Genomic DNA, 15,140 nt, shown 5'->3' with positions numbered 1-15,140 from the left:
CGGCACGGTGTGGCTGGCCTGGGCGCTGCGCGATGGGCCGACGCTGGCCGAGCGGCTGCTGTTCGCCGGCGACCGCAGCGCGGTGCGCGGGCAGACGGTGTCGCAGGCGCTGATGCGGCTGCTGCAGGCAGCGTCGTGAGCATCCTGCTGGCCGCCGATTTCGATGCGGCGGAATGGGCTGCGTGGCTGCCGGCGTTGCAGGCTGCGCTGCCCGGCGAGACGCTGTGGCGCGCGGCCGATTGGCCCGATGGAGATGATGTCGACATCGCGATCGTGGCCAACCCGCCGGCCGGTGCGCTGCAGGAGCTGCCGCACCTGAAGCTGGTGCAATCGCTGTGGGCCGGCGTCGACAAGCTGCTGCGCGACCCGACATTGCCGACCGGCGTGCCGCTCGCCCGCATGGTCGATCCGGCGATGAATGCCGCGATGGCCGAGACCGCGCTGTGGGCGGCGCTCGCGCTGCAGCGCGGCTTCTTCGACTACGCGCTGCAGCAGCGTGCCGGCGTGTGGCGCCAGCACGGCCAGCGGCGTGCGGACGAGACGCGCGTCGCCGTGCTCGGCCTCGGGCAGATGGGGCAGGCGGTGGCGGCGCGGCTCGCGCAGCAGGGCTTCGTCGTCAGCGGCTGGAGCACGCGCAGCGGGCCGATCGATGGCGTGCTGCGCGATGCCGACATCGTGGTCAGCCTGCTGCCGTTGACATCCGCAACGACCGGCTTCTTCGACCGTGAACGGTTCGCGCAGATGCGCCGCGGCGCGAGCTTCGTGAACCTGGCGCGCGGTGCGCAGGTGATCGAGGCGGACCTGCTGTCGGCGCTCGATGATGGCCAGTTGGCGCATGCCGTGCTCGACGTGTTCGCGACCGAACCACTGCCGGCGGAGCATCCGTTCTGGCAGCACCCGAAGCTGACGGTGTTGCCGCACGTCGCCGCACAGACAGATCCACGCAGCGCGGCGCAGGTGGTGGCGGCGAACATCCGGGCCCTGCGCAGCGGGCAGCCGCTGCAGCACCTGGTCGACCGGACCCGCGGCTACTAGGCTCGCAGTACCAGCGACACCTTCGTCGCCGGCCCGCCGCGCACCGTGCCCGGTGCCGGCGCCGCCTGCTGCGTGACCTGCTGGATCACCATCAGCACCAACCGGCGCAGCCCCTGCCAGGGCTCGAACGGCCAGTCGGGGTGCTTGAGCCCCTTGACCAGGCCGTCGCAGACCTGCGCCGCCTCGACCAGCTGCGACAGCCCGTCGTCGCTCAGCAGCGGCGCCGCGCGTTCGAACAGCCGCTCCTTCGCCCCCCAGACCCGCGCATCGCGCAGCGCAAGCGCGAGCGGCTTGCCGGCATTCATCGCATCTTTCACCCGGCGCAGCGCGAGGATGTCGTTGGCCAGCGTCCAGTGCACCAGCACCGCCGCCTCGCCCTCGGCCTCCAGCCCGTCGAGCATGCGCAGCGCCCGCCCGACCTGGCCCGCCAGCACCGCCTCGCCGAGCTTGAACACGTCGTAGCGCGCGACGTTCAGCACCGCCGACTCGATCTGCTCGAAGCCCAGTTCGCCCTGCGGGTACAGCAGCCCGAGCTTCTGCACCTCCTGGTGCGCGGCCAGCAGGTTGCCTTCGACGCGGTCGGCGAAGAACGCCAGCGTCTGCTGCCCGGCCTCGCCGTCCTGCACGCGCTGGCCCTGGGCCGCGAGCCGCTGCGCGATCCAGGCCGGCAGCGCGCGGCGCTCGATCGGATCGACCCGCAGCGTGACGCCGGCCGCGTCGAGCGCGACGAACCAGGCGCTGGTCTGCTGCGTGCGGTCGAGCTTGGGGCATTGCACCAGCGTGACCACGTCGTCCGACAGCGTTTCGCAGTAGCGCTGCAGCGCCTGCGAGCCGTCCTTGCCGGGCTTGCCGGACGGGATGCGGATGTCGATCAGCTGCTTGTCGGCGAACAGGCTCAGCGCCTGCGAAGCCCCGAGCAGGCTGCTCCAGTCGAAGTGCGCGCCGGCGACGGTGTGCACCTGGCGCTCGGAGTGGCCGGCCGCCCGCGCGGCGGCGCGGATCAGGTCGGCGGCCTCCTGCGCGAGCAAGGGCTCATCGCCATGGATCGTGTAGATCCGCTTCAGGCCCTGGCGCAGGTGGGTGGGGAGTTGCTCAGCTCGCAGCTGCATCGGCGGGGCAGTGTTCAGTGGGACGGATCAGAGCGACTGGACCGACGCCAGCCGGCGCAGCACCTGCGAGGCGATGTCGGTTTCCATCGCGCGGTAGAGCAGCGTCTCTTCGTGCTCCTTCGCGAGCGCGATGCTCTCGTTGTAGGTCATGTCGCGTGCCAGCAGGATCTCGCTGGCCGGGATCAGCTCCTTGCCCATCGGCGTGCGCAGCCGGAAGCTGAAGCGCGAGCGCAGCTGCACTTCGAGCACCTGGCCGGCGGTGCCGGACGACACGACGCCCTTCTCGCGCACGTCGTTCAGCGACTCGAGCACCACCTCGGCCTGCGACGCGGCCTCGACGACGCGCGTCGCATTGACCGACTGCAGCGCGCGGCGCAGGTCGCCGGCCAGCGGCGACTGCGGCTTGAAGCCGACCAGCTGGATGGCCTTGAAGTGCAGCTCCGGCGCGCGGCGCAGCTCGAAGCCGCAGCCGGCCAGTGCGGCGGCGAAAGACAGCAGGACCGTTCGGCGTTGCATCGGATGCTCAGACCACCACGTTGACCAGCCGGCCCGGCACCACGATCACCTTCTTCGGCGGCTTGCCCTCCGAGAACTTGACGAAGTCTGGGCTCGCTACGGCGGCGGCCTCGATCGCAGCCTTGTCGGCCCCGGCGGCCACGGTGATCGCACCGCGCGTCTTGCCGTTGACCTGCAGCACCAGCTCGATCTCGTCTTGCTTCAGGGCCGCCTCGTCGACCTGCGGCCACGGCGCATCGAGCAGGTCGCCCAGGCCCTTGGCGTAGCCCAGGTCGGTCCACAGCGTCCAGGTGATGTGCGGGCAGGCCGGGTACAGCGCGCGCAGCAGGATGCCGAAGCCTTCGCGCACGACGGCCGGTGCGTTGCCGGTGAAACCTTCGAGCGCCTTCAGCAGCTTCATCGCACCGGAGGCCACGGTGTTGTATTGCATGCGCTCGTAGTCGTAGCTGATCTGGCGCAGCTGCGTGTGCACCTCGCGGCGCAGCGCCTGCGCGTCCTTCGGCACGGCGCCCGAGATCTCGCCGCCGCCGATGATCGCGTCGGCGTACTTCGCGGCGAAGGCCCACACACGGCGCAGGAAGCGGTTGGCGCCCTCGACGCCCTGGTCGTTCCATTCGAGCGTCTGCTCCGGCGGCGACGCGAACATCACGAACAGGCGCGCGGTGTCGGCGCCGAACTTCTCGATCAGGTCCTGTGGGTCGACGCCGTTGTTCTTGGACTTGGACATCGTCGTCCAGCCCTCGTAGACGACCGGCTTGCCGGTCGCCTTGTCGACGGCCGACAGCACCTGCGCGTGGTCGTCGCGCTCGATCTCGAGGTCGTGCGCCCAGAAGTAGTCCTTGCCGGCGCCTTCGTGCGTGACCGAGAAGGCCTCGTTCAGCACCATGCCCTGCGTCAGCAGCCTGGTGAACGGCTCGTCGACCTTCACCAGGTGCAGGTCGCGCATCACCTTGGTCCAGAAGCGCGCGTACAGCAGGTGCAGGATCGCGTGCTCGATGCCGCCGATGTACTGATCCATCGGCATCCAGTACTGCGTGCCGGCACCGACCATCGCCTTGTCGTTCGACGCGTCGCAGTAGCGCATGAAATACCACGAGCTGTCGACGAAGGTGTCCATCGTGTCGGTCTCGCGGCGCGCCGGCTTGCCGCAGGTCGGGCATGCGACGTTCAGGAAATCGGCGCGCTTGTTCAGCGGGTTGCCGCTGCCGTCGGGCACGACGTCTTCGGGCAGCACGACCGGCAGGTCCTTCTCGGGCACCGGCACGGCGCCATGCTCATCGCAATGGATGATCGGGATCGGCGTGCCCCAGTAGCGCTGGCGGCTGACGCCCCAGTCGCGCAGGCGCCAGGTCGTCTTCTTCTCGCCGAGGCCCTTGTGGGCCAGCGCCGCGGCCACCGCATCGACCGCCTTCGCGTGGTCGAGCCCGCTGAAGTTGTCGGAATTGATCGTGATGCCGCGCTGCTTGTCGCCGTACCACTCCTGCCAGTGGTCGTAGCTGAAATGCTCGCCGTCGATCGTGACGACCTGCAGGATGCCCAGGCCGTACTTCTTCGCGAACGCGAAATCGCGCTCGTCGTGCGCCGGCACGCCCATCACCGCGCCGTCGCCGTAATTCATCAGCACGTAGTTGCCGACCCACACCGGCACGTCTTCGCCGGTGATCGGGTGCTGCACGACCAGGCCGGTCGGCACGCCCTTCTTCTCTTGCGTGGCGAGTTCGGCCTCGGTGGTGCCGCCGGCCTTGGTCTCTTCGATGAAGGCAGCAACCACCGGGTTCGAGGCCGCGGCGTGCGTGGCCAGCGGGTGCTCGGGCGCGACCGCGCAGAAGGTCACGCCCATGATGGTGTCGGCGCGCGTCGTGAAGACGTAGAGACGGCCGCCGCCGATCGGCTGGGCATCGGCGCCAACACCGGCGCCGGCGATGCGGTGCGGGAACGCGAAGCGCACGCCCTCGCTGCGGCCGATCCAATTCTCCTGCATCAGCTTGACGCGTTCGGGCCAGCCCGGCAGCTGCTCCTGCACGTAGTCGAGCAGCTCGCCGGCGTACTTCGTGATGTTCAGGTAGTAGCCGGGGATCTCGCGCTTCTCGACCGGGGCGCCGGAGCGCCAGCCCTTGCCGTCGATCACCTGCTCGTTGGCGAGCACGGTGTGGTCGACCGGGTCCCAGTTGACGACCTGGGTGCGGCGCTCGGCGATGCCGGCCTTCAGCATCTTCAGGAACAGCCACTGGTTCCAGCGGTAGTAGGCCGGCGAGCAGGTCGCGATCTCGCGGCTCCAGTCGATGGCCAGGCCCATCGCCTGCATCTGCCGCTTCATGTAGGCGATGTTGTCGTAGGTCCACTTGGCCGGCGGCACCTTGTTCTTGATGGCCGCGTTCTCGGCCGGCAGGCCGAAGGCGTCCCAGCCCATCGGCATCAGGACGTTCATCCCCTTCATGCGCAGCTGGCGCGTCAACATGTCGTTGATCGTGTAGTTGCGCACATGGCCCATGTGCAGCTTGCCGCTCGGGTACGGCAGCATCGAGCAGGCGTAGAACTTGGGCTTGCTGGCGTCTTCCGTGACACGGTAGGCGTCGGCAGCGGTCCACGCGGCCTGGGCGGCGCGTTCGATCTCGGTGGGCTTGAAGTCGGGAGTCATCGTTACGGCGCCGTGGGTGGCTCGGAGGGCGAGGGGCGATTATAGGAAGCGCCCCCGGAACAGGCCGGTATGTTCGTCTTGGAATCATTCGGGGCGAGAAGCCACTCAGCCCGGGACGACCCTTGATTCCCCAACTCCGTCAACCTCGCGAAGCAGTCATCCCATGAGTACGATGAGCCCGATCACCCCCCGCCCCGTGTCCGGCTCGACCCTCGACGCCGAGGCCGGTACGCTGAAGCGACGCCCCGACAACGCCGAGCTGGCGCAGAAACTCCTGGCGGCCCGCCGCGAGGCCCGGCTGGCGAGCCCGGCCGCATCTGAACAGCTCAAAGCCTTTTGCGCCGAGCTGGACCTCCTCAAGGACAAGCTTGCGACAGCGATCCGCGAACCCGGCCATCCACAGGAATGGGGAGCCCTGCTCGACACCGTGCGCAGCAGCATCCCGGTCGAGCATGGCAGTCTCGGTTTGGCCTTCGCGAAGGCGATGGCGCTTGCGGAAGAATCTGCCGCGAAGGGCGACCGGCCGACCTACCTGCTCGGCCTGCGCCGCTTGTGGACCGCCTTCTCGATGCTGCAGCTGACGCTGTCTCTCTGACCTTGCCTACGCCCGGTCCGCCTCGGCCTGCTTCAGCCAGTCGAGGAACCAGCGCGCCGCCGGCCCCGGCGGCGCATCCTTGCGGTGCACCGAGCGCATCGCGAACGACGGCGGGTTGAACGGCAGGCCCTCCACCTCCAGCGTCACCAGGCTGCCCTGGGCCAAGTCCGCCTCGACCTGCGGGCGCGGCATGTGCCCCCAGCCGAAGCCGGCGCGCAGGAACGCGTGCTTGGTGCTCAGGTCGGCCAGCCGCCAGGTGATCGGCGAGACCACGCCGTAATCGCGCCCGGCCGTCATGCGCGAGCGGTCGGTCAGCACCAGTTGCACGTGCTGCTCGATCACCGCGCGCGGGATCGGCCCGTCGTGCGACGCGAGCGGGTGCGTCGGCGCCACCACCGTGACGGCCGCCACGTCGAGCAGCGGATGCGATTCGAGCGTGTCGGGCACCTCGGGCAGGCTGCCGATCACCGCGATGCGGCATTGCCCGTCGAGCACCGGCTGCAGGATCGCGCCCATCGCATCCACATGCAGCCGCAGCGGCGTGCCGGGGAACTCGTGGCGGAACGCACCGACCGCCTGCGTCAGCCAGTCCATCGGAAACAGCGCATCCATCGCGACCGACAGCTCCGGCTCGAGCCCGTCGGACAGGCTCTTGGCACGTGCCTTGAAGCCGTCGACGCCACGCGCGACGATGCGCGCGTCGGCCAGCAGCGCACGGCCTTCGTCGGTCAGCGTCGGCAGGCGGCCGCTGCGGTCGAACAGCGTCACGCCGATCTGGCGCTCCAGCTGCGCGATCGCCTGGCTCACCACCGACTGGGTGCGGTGCAGCTTGCGCGCCGCACCGGAAAAACTACCTCGTTCGACACAGGCGATGAAGATCTTCAGCTGGTCGAAGGTGACGGGGTCACGCATGGGACGGCAAGGCTCCGGGGATCAGAACGGCAATGACAGGTAGTACTGGCCCAGCTCGGTCAGCTTGCCGTCCTTCTTGCCGTCCGCGTTCTTGACGAACAGGCTGGTGTAGTGGTCGTCCTTGTCCCAACGGCCGGTGAACCAGGCGTAGCGGAAGACGTCGGCGCGGCTTTCGAGCATCGCGACCATCTCCTTCATCTGGGCCTTCTGCTTGGCCACGGTGTCGATCGCTGCCGAGCCGTCGCCGTCGTGCCAGTTCGCGAACTCGGTGACCCAGAACGTCTTGCCGTACTTCTTCAGGCGGTCGAGCTGGTCGGCCAGGCCGTAGTCGTACCAGTGGAACGACAGCATGTCGATGCGCGGATCGCGCCCGCCGTTGGCGTTGCGGTAGGCGGCGTAGAAGGCATCCATCCAGACCACGGGATCCTGAAAACCAGCCATCGTGCCCCAGGTGACCTGCGGGCCGACGATCTTCACGCCCGTCTTGGTGGCCAGCGCCTCCAGGCGCGGCCAAGCCGCCGCCGCGTCGGCCGGCGTCGTCGTTGCCTGGCCGTCCAGGCTCGGCTCGTTGATCACCAGCAGGTACTTGTACTGCGGGTTGGCCTTCAGCAACGTCTCGATCTCGGCGTCGTTGAACGCGAAGTTCCACACCATCGGCACGAAGTCGGTGCCGCTGGGCGGCGTCAGGGCCGGCCGGGGCGACCAGTTGTACCACCAGGACACGCCCGGCGCGAGCGCGTTCAGGTCGGCCGTGGTGGCCAGGTCGTAGGCGACGCCGCGCTTGAAGCTCTTGTTGCTCGCGGGAGCAGGCGCCGGCGCAGGTGACGGTGAAGGCGCGGGAGACGGTGCAGGGGAAGGCGCCGGCGAAGGAGCGGGCGACGGTGCCGGGGAAGGAGCCGGGGCGGGTGACGGAGAAGGCGACGGCGCGGGAGCCGGCGGCGTGCCGCCCACCGGTGCCGGGGACGGCGAGGAATCGCTGCTGCCGCCGCAGGCGGCCAGCGCCGCGGTGGCCGCGGACGCAAGCGTCGCGCCAATCAGGCGCCGGCGCAGCCGGCTGTCGAGGTCATGGTGATCGGTCATCGAAAACTTTCGCTTTTTCAACGGTGCAGGCAGGCGGTCGCCCATGGGGACTGCGGGTTGCAGTTCGCATGCCACTGCCGCCCGACCCCAAAGTGGAACCGTTTATCACTTGCATCTGACGCAAACCGTCGATGCACAGACCAAACTTTGTCGGGCACCTCGTTCCTCGCCGACGCAATGCGCATCCCTCTTCGGAGGGTGGTGTATTTCAGGGAACTTTCGCGACCGAGTCGCGCCACACGAAAGTCGGCTCGAAGATGTGGGTCACCGGCAGCGTGCTGCCGTAGCACGCGTTCAACAGATAGCGCGACGCGTTCGACACCACGTCCTGGATCGGGATGCGCACGCAGGTGAGGCGCGGGTTGCTGTACGACGCCGGCTCGGAATCGTCGTAGCCGACCACCGACACCTGCTCGGGCACGCGCAGGCCGGCGTGCTGCAGCCGCGAGATCGCCGCGATCGCCATCACGTCGTTCGCGCCGAACAGGCCGGTGAACGGCACGCCGCGCTCCAGCAGCTGCGTGGCCGCGCGCCAGCCGCTTTCGGAGCTGAAGTCGCCCTCGACCTGCGGCACCGTCGCGCGCGCGATGCCATGCGCCGCCAGCTCGGCATAGAAGCCCGCCAGGCGCGCCTCGTTGTCGGGTGCGGAGTTGGGCCCCGAGATCACCGCGATCTGCCGGTGCCCGCGGCTCAGCAGCGCCTGCGCCGCGAGCTGCCCGCCCACATGGTGGTCGGCCGAGAAGCACTGCGCCTCGAGCGTCGGCACCAGGCGGTTCAACACCGCCAGGCGCGGCTGCAGCCGGTGCAGCGCGAGCAGGTCCTCGTCGAGCAGCTCATTGCTCTGCAGCATCAGGCCGTCGCACTCGCGCTGGATCAGGAACGCGGTGCCGTCCAGCGCCTGCTGGCGGCGGTCGCCATGGCCGCAACCGTTGGCGGCCACCATGTGGCGATCGAACTCGCGCAGCTCGGCGTCCATGGTCTGCAGGATGCGGCCGAAGAACGGGCCGCTGAAATCGGGCACGAAGACGCCGATCATGCCGAGCGTGCGCGACGACAGCGCCCGCGCGAGGCTCGACGGCCGGAAGCCGAGCTGGCGCACCGCGCCCTGCACCCGCTCCACCGCCGCCGGCGACGCCGAGCCGCGGCCGGAGATCACGCGCGAGGCGGTGCCGACCCCCACACCCGCCAGCCGCGCCACGTCCTTGATGGTTGCCATTCGTCGCCCGTGAAAGAACCTTCACCCGAACCGGGAATCATAGGGACCGCCCGCAATCACGCTGTGCGCCCTGTTCCTTTACCCATCCGACCGGGTTTTCCCCAATGTTGAATGACCGCAGAGGTGCTGAAATGCGTTCCGCTCTTTGGAACCGGTTCCAATTGGGCTGGCATTGTAGTGCCTGGACGATCCGTCAAGTCAAGCAGCAGTAGCGAAAGGTGTGGAGTGAGCAAGAATTCGGCGAAGTACAGTGCAGAGCAGTTGGAGATTCCCAAGGATTCCAGGCTCTGGTCGCCTGATTTTCTTTTTGGTACCGCCACGGCGTCTTATCAGATCGAAGGCGCCATCCATGAAGACGGACGGATTCCGTCGATCTGGGATACCTATTCGAACACCCCCGGCATGGTATTGAACGGGGACACCGGCGAGTTTGCCTGCGACCATTACCACCGCTGGCCGCAAGACCTGGAAATCATCGAGGAACTGGGCGTGCAGGCGTATCGCCTGTCGATCGCCTGGCCGCGCGTGATGGACGCGAACAACCAGCCCAACCCGAAGGGCCTGGCGTTCTACAAGCGGCTGCTGGAAGCGCTGAAGGCCAAGGGCATCCAGACCTACGTGACGCTGTACCACTGGGACCTGCCGCAGTGGATCGAGGACCGCGGCGGCTGGACCAACCGGGAGGTGGTCTACCACTTCGCCGAGTACGCCGAGCTGGTGAGCCGCGAGTTCAAGGGGCTGGTGACGGCCTGGGCCACGCTGAACGAGCCGTGGTGCTCGGCTTTCCTGGGTTACGCCGTGGGCCGCCATGCACCGGGCCGCCAGAACCTGCGCTACGCGACGCAGGCAATGCACCACCTGCTGCTGGCGCACGGCACCGCGGTGGCGATCCTGCGCCGCAACGACCCGGGCTCGCAGGTCGGCATCGTCGCCAACGTCGGTGCCGCGGTGTCCGAAACGCCGTCGCCGCAGGACCAGGATGCGGCCTACCTGTTCGAGGTGCAGCACAACAACTGGGTGCTCGACCCGTTGCTGAAGGGCAGCTACCCGGCCGACCTGTGGCGGCTGTGGCCCGGCGCCGAGCCGCTGGTGCTCGAAGGCGACCTGCAGACGATCGCCGCGCCGCTCGATTTCCTCGGCATCAACTATTACTTCCGCACCCAGGTCAAGAGCGACGGCCGGCACGGTTTCATCGAAACCGAAATGCCCGGCGTCGAGCGCACGCAAATGGGCTGGGAGGTGTATCCGCAGGGTTTGGCCCGCTTGCTGAAGGGTTTCCACGCGAATTACAAGAACCTGCCGCCGATCTACATCACCGAGAATGGCATGGCCTCGGGCGACAAGGTCGTCGACGGCCGCGTCGCCGACCCGTCGCGCATCAGTTTCATCAGCCGTCACCTGCTGGCGGTGGACGACGCGATGCGCCACGGCGTGGATATTCGCGGGTATTTCATCTGGTCGCTGCTCGACAATTTCGAATGGGCGTATGGCTATGAGCGCCGCTTCGGCATCGTCCACGTCGACTACGACACCCAGGCGCGCACCTGGAAGGACAGCGGCCGCGTCGTCCAGGCGTTCATGAAGGCGAGACAGTCCCCGGCTTGATCGAGGCGTCTCAGCGTTCACCGATTCACCCGGGAAGCCGGGTTGTTCACCCCCCAATGAGCCGGAGTGCTCGAGTTTCACCACAGGAGACAGACATGGCGTTTCAATTGAAGGCAGTTCTCGCCGGCATGGTCGTGGGCTTCGGCGCACTGGGAGTCGTCACCGAGGCCCAGGCCCAGGTCAAGGCCGAGGTGATCCACTGGTGGACCTCGGGCGGCGAATCGGCCGCCATCAAGGAGTTCGCGAACGCCTACAAGGCGGCCGGCGGCACCTGGGTCGACAGCGCCGTGGCCGGTGCCGACAACGCGCGCGCCGCGGCCATCAACCGCATCGTCGGCGGCAACCCGCCGACCGCCGCGCAGTTCAACACCTCGAAGCAGTTCCACGACATCGTCGCCGAAGGCAAGCTGGCCGACATGGACGACGTGGCGGCCAAGGAAGGCTGGGACAAGATCCTGCCGCAGCCGGTGCTGAACACCGTCAAGGTGAAGGGCCACTACTACGCGGTGCCGGTCAACGTGCACATGCCCGCCTGGTTCTGGTACTCGAAGGCCGCCTTCGCGAAGGCCGGCATCAAGGACGAGCCGAAGACCATCGACGAATTCTTCGCCGCGCTCGACAAGCTGAAGGCCGCCGGCCTGGTGCCGCTGGCGCTGGGTGGCCAGTCGTGGCAGGAGCGCATCACCTTCAACGCGGTGCTGGCGCACGTCGGCGGCCCGGAGATGTTCCTGAAGTTCTACCGCGACAAGGATGCCGCGCTGGTCACCAGCGAGCCGTTCAAGAAGGTGCTGGCCACCTTCAAGCGCCTGCACAACTATGTGGACGCCGGCTCGCCGGGCCGCAACTGGAACGACGCGACCGCGATGGTGATCTCCGGCAAGGCCGGCGTGCAGATCATGGGCGACTGGGCCAAGGGCGAGTTCCAGGCCGCCAACCAGACGGCCGGCAAGGAATTCGGCTGCTTCCCGGGCTTCGGTCCGAAGTCGCCGTACATCGTCGCCGGTGACGTGTTCGTGTTCCCGAAGACGACCAACCCCGAGGCCATCAAGGCGCAGAAGCTGCTCGCGACGACGATGACCTCGCCGGCCGCGCAGGTCGCCTTCAACAACAAGAAGGGCTCGATCCCGATCCGCACCGACGTCGACACCTCGAAGATGGACATCTGCGCGCAAGCCGGCGTGGCCATCATGAAGGACGCCTCGCGCCAACTGCCGGATTCGGAAATGCTCGCGACGCCCGACACCATCGGCGCCGTGCAGGACGTGCTGACCAAGCTGTGGAACACCAACCAGTCGGTCGACGATGCTGCGAAGGCCCTGGCCGTTGCACTGAAGACCTGACCCTCCGGGTCGGGCGGCCTGGATGTAATTCCCACGGTGGGCTGCGGCCCACCCTTTTTTTGTCTACCCTTGCCGCCTTGGCAGGGCTTTGAGGAATCCACGATGGACGTCGGGCGCAGCCGACTGCGGCAACACTGGTCGGTCTACGCGGCACTGCTGCCGATGGCCGCCACGGTGCTGTTCGCCTACATCGGCACGGTGCTGTGGTCGGTGCGCATCTCGTTGAGCAACTCGCGCACCTTCCCGAGCGACAGCTTCGTGGGCCTCGCGCAGTACGAGCGGCTGTTCACCAGCGAGCGCTGGATGGTCTCGGTGCACAACGTGCTGATCTTCGGCGTGCTGTTCATCCTCGCGTGCCTGGTGATCGGCTTCCTGCTGGCGGTCTTCATCGACCAGAAGGTGGCCGGCGAGAGCGTGCTGCGCACCGTCTTCCTCTATCCGTATGCGATGAGCTTCGTCGCGACCGGGCTGGTGTGGCAGTGGATCCTGAACCCCGAGCTCGGCCTGCAGACGACGGTGCGCGGCTGGGGTTTCGAGAACTTCAGCTTCGACTGGATCGTCAGCCAGGACAAGGTGATCTACACGGTGGTGATCGCCGCGGTGTGGCAGGCCTCGGGGCTGGTGATGGCGTTGATGCTGGCCGGGTTGCGCGGCGTCGACGAGGAGATGTGGAAGGCCGCGCGCATCGACGGCATTCCGCGCTGGCGCGTCTACGCGAGCATYGTGCTGCCGCAGCTCGGGCCGTCGTTCGCGACCGCGCTGGTGCTGCTGTCGGTCGGTGTCGTGAAGGTCTACGACGCGGTGATCGCGATGACCCAGGGCGGCCCCGGCATCGCGAGCGAGGTGCCGGCGAAGTTCATCATGGACTACCTGTTCGGCCGCGCCAACATCGGCCTCGCGTCGGCCGCGAGCACGGTGATGCTGCTGACGGTGCTGGCCGTGATCACGCCGTGGATGTACGCGCGCAGCCGCTCCAACCGCAACGCGCGGGAAGCCTGAGGTTTCAACCGATGTCCACGCCTTCTTCCGCCCTCCCCTCGGCCGTGGCACCCGTGCGCTCGAAGCGCCCGTCGCGCGTCACGCCGGCGCGCATCGGCGTCTATGCCTTCCTGCTGACCGGCGCCGCGTTCTTCCTGCTGCCGCTGTACGTGATGCTCGTCACCTCGGTGAAGCCGATGGCCGAGATCCGGCTCGGCAACCTGTTCGCACTGCCCGCCGACTGGACCATCGAGCCGTGGATCGCGGCCTGGTCGCAGGCCTGCACCGGCCTCGACTGCAGCGGCATCCAGGTCGGCTTCTGGAACTCGGTGAAGATCGTGCTGCCGAGCACGGTGATCTCGATCTTCTTCGGCGCGCTGAACGGCTATGCGCTGTCGTTCTGGCGCGCGCGCGGCGCGAACCTGCTGTTCGGCGTTCTGATGATCGGCGCCTTCGTGCCCTACCAGGTGGTGATGTTCCCGCTGGTGCGCGCGTTCGCGGCGGCCGGCATCTTCAGCAGCCTGCCCGGCATCGTGCTGATCCACACGATCTTCGGCATGCCGGTGATGACGCTGCTGTTCCGCAACTACTACGCATCGGTGCCGGGCGAGCTGTTCAAGGCGGCGCGCATCGACGGCGGCGGCTTCTTCCGGATCTTCTTCCAGCTGATGCTGCCGATGGCCACGCCGATCATCATCGTCGCGGTGATCATGCAGGTGACGGCGATCTGGAACGACTTCATCCTCGGGCTGGTGTTCGCCGGGCGCGACAACCTGCCGATGACAGTGCAGCTGAACAACGTGATCAACACGACCACCGGCGAGCGCCTGTACAACGTGAACATGGCGGCCACCGTGCTCACCTCGCTGGTTCCGCTGGCCATCTATCTCATTTCAGGCCGCTGGTTCGTGCGCGGCATTGCGGCTGGTGCCGTGAAGGGTTGATCCGTGTCTGCCATTCCTGTGAATTCATCCGTCGACCTGCCGTCTTCGTCATCCACCGCGACGCCGGTGCCGCATGTGGCGTCGGCGAACGTCGACATCCGCCAGCTCGAGATCCGCCTGGGCGGCGTTCCGATCATTGCCGCGATGGACCTGCACGTGCAGGCCGGCGAGTTCCTGGTGCTGCTCGGGCCGTCGGGCTGCGGCAAGTCGACGCTGCTGCATTCGATCGCCGGGTTGCTGGACGTGCATGCCGGCAGCATCGAGATCGGCGGGCGCGACGTGACCTGGGCCGACCCGAAGGACCGCTCGATCGGCATGGTGTTCCAGTCGTACGCGCTGTACCCGACGATGAGTGTCGAGCGGAACATGTCGTTCGGGCTGCGCGTGAACGGCACGCCGAAGGCCGAGATCGAGAAGCGCGTGGCACGCGCCGCCGAGATCCTGCACCTGCAGGAGCTGCTGAAGCGCAAGCCCTCGCAGCTGTCGGGCGGGCAGCGCCAGCGGGTCGCGATCGGGCGCGCGCTGGTGCGCGACGTCGGCGTGTTCCTGTTCGACGAGCCGCTGTCGAACCTCGACGCGAAGCTGCGCGCCGAGCTGCGCCGCGAGCTGAAGCAATTGCACAAGAACATCGGCACGACGATGGTCTACGTGACGCACGACCAGGTCGAGGCGATGACGCTCGCGTCGCGCATCGCGGTGATGAACAAGGGCCGCATCCAGCAGATCGGCGCGCCGGGCGAGATCTACAACCGGCCGGCCAACGTGTTCGTCGCCGGCTTCCTCGGTTCGCCGAGCATGAACTTCGCCGAAGGCACGCTGCAGGTGGCGGGCGGCGCGGTGACGTTCAAGCGCACCGGCCTGTCGGTCGACGTGACGCGCTATGCATTCGCGCAGGCGCCGCGCGACGGGCAGGCGGTGCTGCTGGGCATCCGCCCGGAAGACATCGCGCTGCACCTGGACGGCGCGGCCGTGGGCGACGGCACCGGCACGGTCGCGCTGGTGGAGCCGATGGGCGCGCAGACCATCGTCTGGATGGACGTGCAGGGCCAGCAGGTCAGCGCGATGCTGAGCGGGCACGCGGAGCCGGCGGTGGGCGCGCAGGCGCCGTTCCGGATCGCGGCGGAGAAGGTGTCGCTGTTCGATCCGGGGTCGCAGGAGCGGCTCTGAGGGCT

Annotated in this window: 14 protein-coding genes; 8 read left to right on the top strand and 6 right to left on the bottom strand. The window is 68.0% G+C overall.

The features are described from left to right. Positions 1 to 7: 7 nt before the first annotated feature. Together ACXJLU_RS11910 and ACXJLU_RS11905 are read left to right on the top strand one after the other, a co-directional pair. On the top strand, positions 8 to 139 hold the full coding sequence (locus ACXJLU_RS11910; protein WP_457331079.1) for a hypothetical protein: 132 nt from the start codon (positions 8 to 10) through the stop codon (positions 137 to 139). Continuing rightward, positions 136 to 1,035 carry a 2-hydroxyacid dehydrogenase gene (locus ACXJLU_RS11905; RefSeq protein ID WP_457331066.1) on the top strand — a complete coding sequence of 300 codons (900 nt, stop codon included), beginning with the start codon at positions 136 to 138 and terminating at the stop codon, positions 1,033 to 1,035. Before ACXJLU_RS11910 ends, ACXJLU_RS11905 begins: the two co-directional genes overlap by 4 nt. Here the strand turns inward: ACXJLU_RS11905 and holA are convergent. Genes holA through leuS form a run of 3 tightly spaced genes read right to left on the bottom strand, consistent with a single transcriptional unit; the run spans position 1,032 to position 5,298 of the window. After that, on the bottom strand, positions 1,032 to 2,144 hold the full coding sequence (gene holA, locus ACXJLU_RS11900; RefSeq protein WP_457331064.1) for a DNA polymerase III subunit delta: 1,113 nt from the start codon (positions 2,142 to 2,144) through the stop codon (positions 1,032 to 1,034). The two genes, ACXJLU_RS11905 and holA, sit on opposite strands and share 4 nt — an antisense overlap. 27 nt (positions 2,145 to 2,171) lie before the next feature. Next, positions 2,172 to 2,660 carry an LPS-assembly lipoprotein LptE gene (locus ACXJLU_RS11895; RefSeq protein WP_457331062.1) on the bottom strand — a complete coding sequence of 163 codons (489 nt, stop codon included), beginning with the start codon at positions 2,658 to 2,660 and terminating at the stop codon, positions 2,172 to 2,174. A gap of 7 nt (positions 2,661 to 2,667) precedes the next feature. Continuing rightward, complete coding sequence (gene leuS, locus ACXJLU_RS11890) at positions 2,668 to 5,298, bottom strand: leucine--tRNA ligase (protein ID WP_457331060.1); 2,631 nt, start codon at positions 5,296 to 5,298, stop codon at positions 2,668 to 2,670. A gap of 172 nt (positions 5,299 to 5,470) precedes the next feature. On the opposite strand from leuS, the gene ACXJLU_RS11885 reads away from it, so the two are divergent. Beyond that, positions 5,471 to 5,893 carry a hypothetical protein gene (locus ACXJLU_RS11885; protein WP_457331058.1) on the top strand — a complete coding sequence of 141 codons (423 nt, stop codon included), beginning with the start codon at positions 5,471 to 5,473 and terminating at the stop codon, positions 5,891 to 5,893. Between the two features lie 6 nt (positions 5,894 to 5,899). Here the strand turns inward: ACXJLU_RS11885 and ACXJLU_RS11880 are convergent, their stop codons facing one another. The 3 genes from ACXJLU_RS11880 to ACXJLU_RS11870 form a co-directional block, all read right to left on the bottom strand. Next, the gene (locus ACXJLU_RS11880) at positions 5,900 to 6,805 is read right to left on the bottom strand and encodes a LysR family transcriptional regulator (protein WP_073465088.1); all 906 of its coding nucleotides are present in this window, start codon (positions 6,803 to 6,805) and stop codon (positions 5,900 to 5,902) included. Positions 6,806 to 6,826: 21 nt separating this feature from the next. After that, entirely contained in the window at positions 6,827 to 7,885 is a 1,059-nt protein-coding gene (locus ACXJLU_RS11875) for a glycosyl hydrolase (protein WP_457331055.1), read from the bottom strand. Between the two features lie 208 nt (positions 7,886 to 8,093). Continuing rightward, positions 8,094 to 9,101 carry a LacI family DNA-binding transcriptional regulator gene (locus ACXJLU_RS11870; RefSeq protein WP_457331053.1) on the bottom strand — a complete coding sequence of 336 codons (1,008 nt, stop codon included), beginning with the start codon at positions 9,099 to 9,101 and terminating at the stop codon, positions 8,094 to 8,096. A gap of 225 nt (positions 9,102 to 9,326) precedes the next feature. Between ACXJLU_RS11870 and ACXJLU_RS11865 the strand changes: the two genes are divergently transcribed. The 5 genes from ACXJLU_RS11865 (at position 9,327) to ACXJLU_RS11845 (ending at position 15,135) form a co-directional block, all read left to right on the top strand. Then, on the top strand, positions 9,327 to 10,706 hold the full coding sequence (locus ACXJLU_RS11865; protein ID WP_457331051.1) for a GH1 family beta-glucosidase: 1,380 nt from the start codon (positions 9,327 to 9,329) through the stop codon (positions 10,704 to 10,706). A gap of 128 nt (positions 10,707 to 10,834) precedes the next feature. Then, positions 10,835 to 12,046 (top strand): ABC transporter substrate-binding protein, encoded by a 1,212-nt coding sequence (locus ACXJLU_RS11860; protein ID WP_457331077.1) that lies wholly within the window; start codon positions 10,835 to 10,837, stop codon positions 12,044 to 12,046. A 102-nt stretch (positions 12,047 to 12,148) separates the two neighbouring features. Continuing rightward, positions 12,149 to 13,045 carry a carbohydrate ABC transporter permease gene (locus ACXJLU_RS11855; protein WP_457331049.1) on the top strand — a complete coding sequence of 299 codons (897 nt, stop codon included), beginning with the start codon at positions 12,149 to 12,151 and terminating at the stop codon, positions 13,043 to 13,045. 11 nt (positions 13,046 to 13,056) lie between these two features. Continuing rightward, complete coding sequence (locus ACXJLU_RS11850) at positions 13,057 to 13,968, top strand: carbohydrate ABC transporter permease (protein WP_457331047.1); 912 nt, start codon at positions 13,057 to 13,059, stop codon at positions 13,966 to 13,968. 3 nt (positions 13,969 to 13,971) lie between these two features. Next, positions 13,972 to 15,135: an ABC transporter ATP-binding protein gene (locus ACXJLU_RS11845; RefSeq protein ID WP_457331045.1), complete on the top strand. Its 1,164-nt coding sequence runs from the start codon at positions 13,972 to 13,974 to the stop codon at positions 15,133 to 15,135. The last annotated feature ends 5 nt before the right edge of the window (positions 15,136 to 15,140 follow it).

This window comes from Rhizobacter sp. P5_C2 (assembly GCF_054049715.1).
Note: the sequence above shows the minus strand (reverse complement) of the source record. Positions and strands in the feature narration are given on the sequence as shown.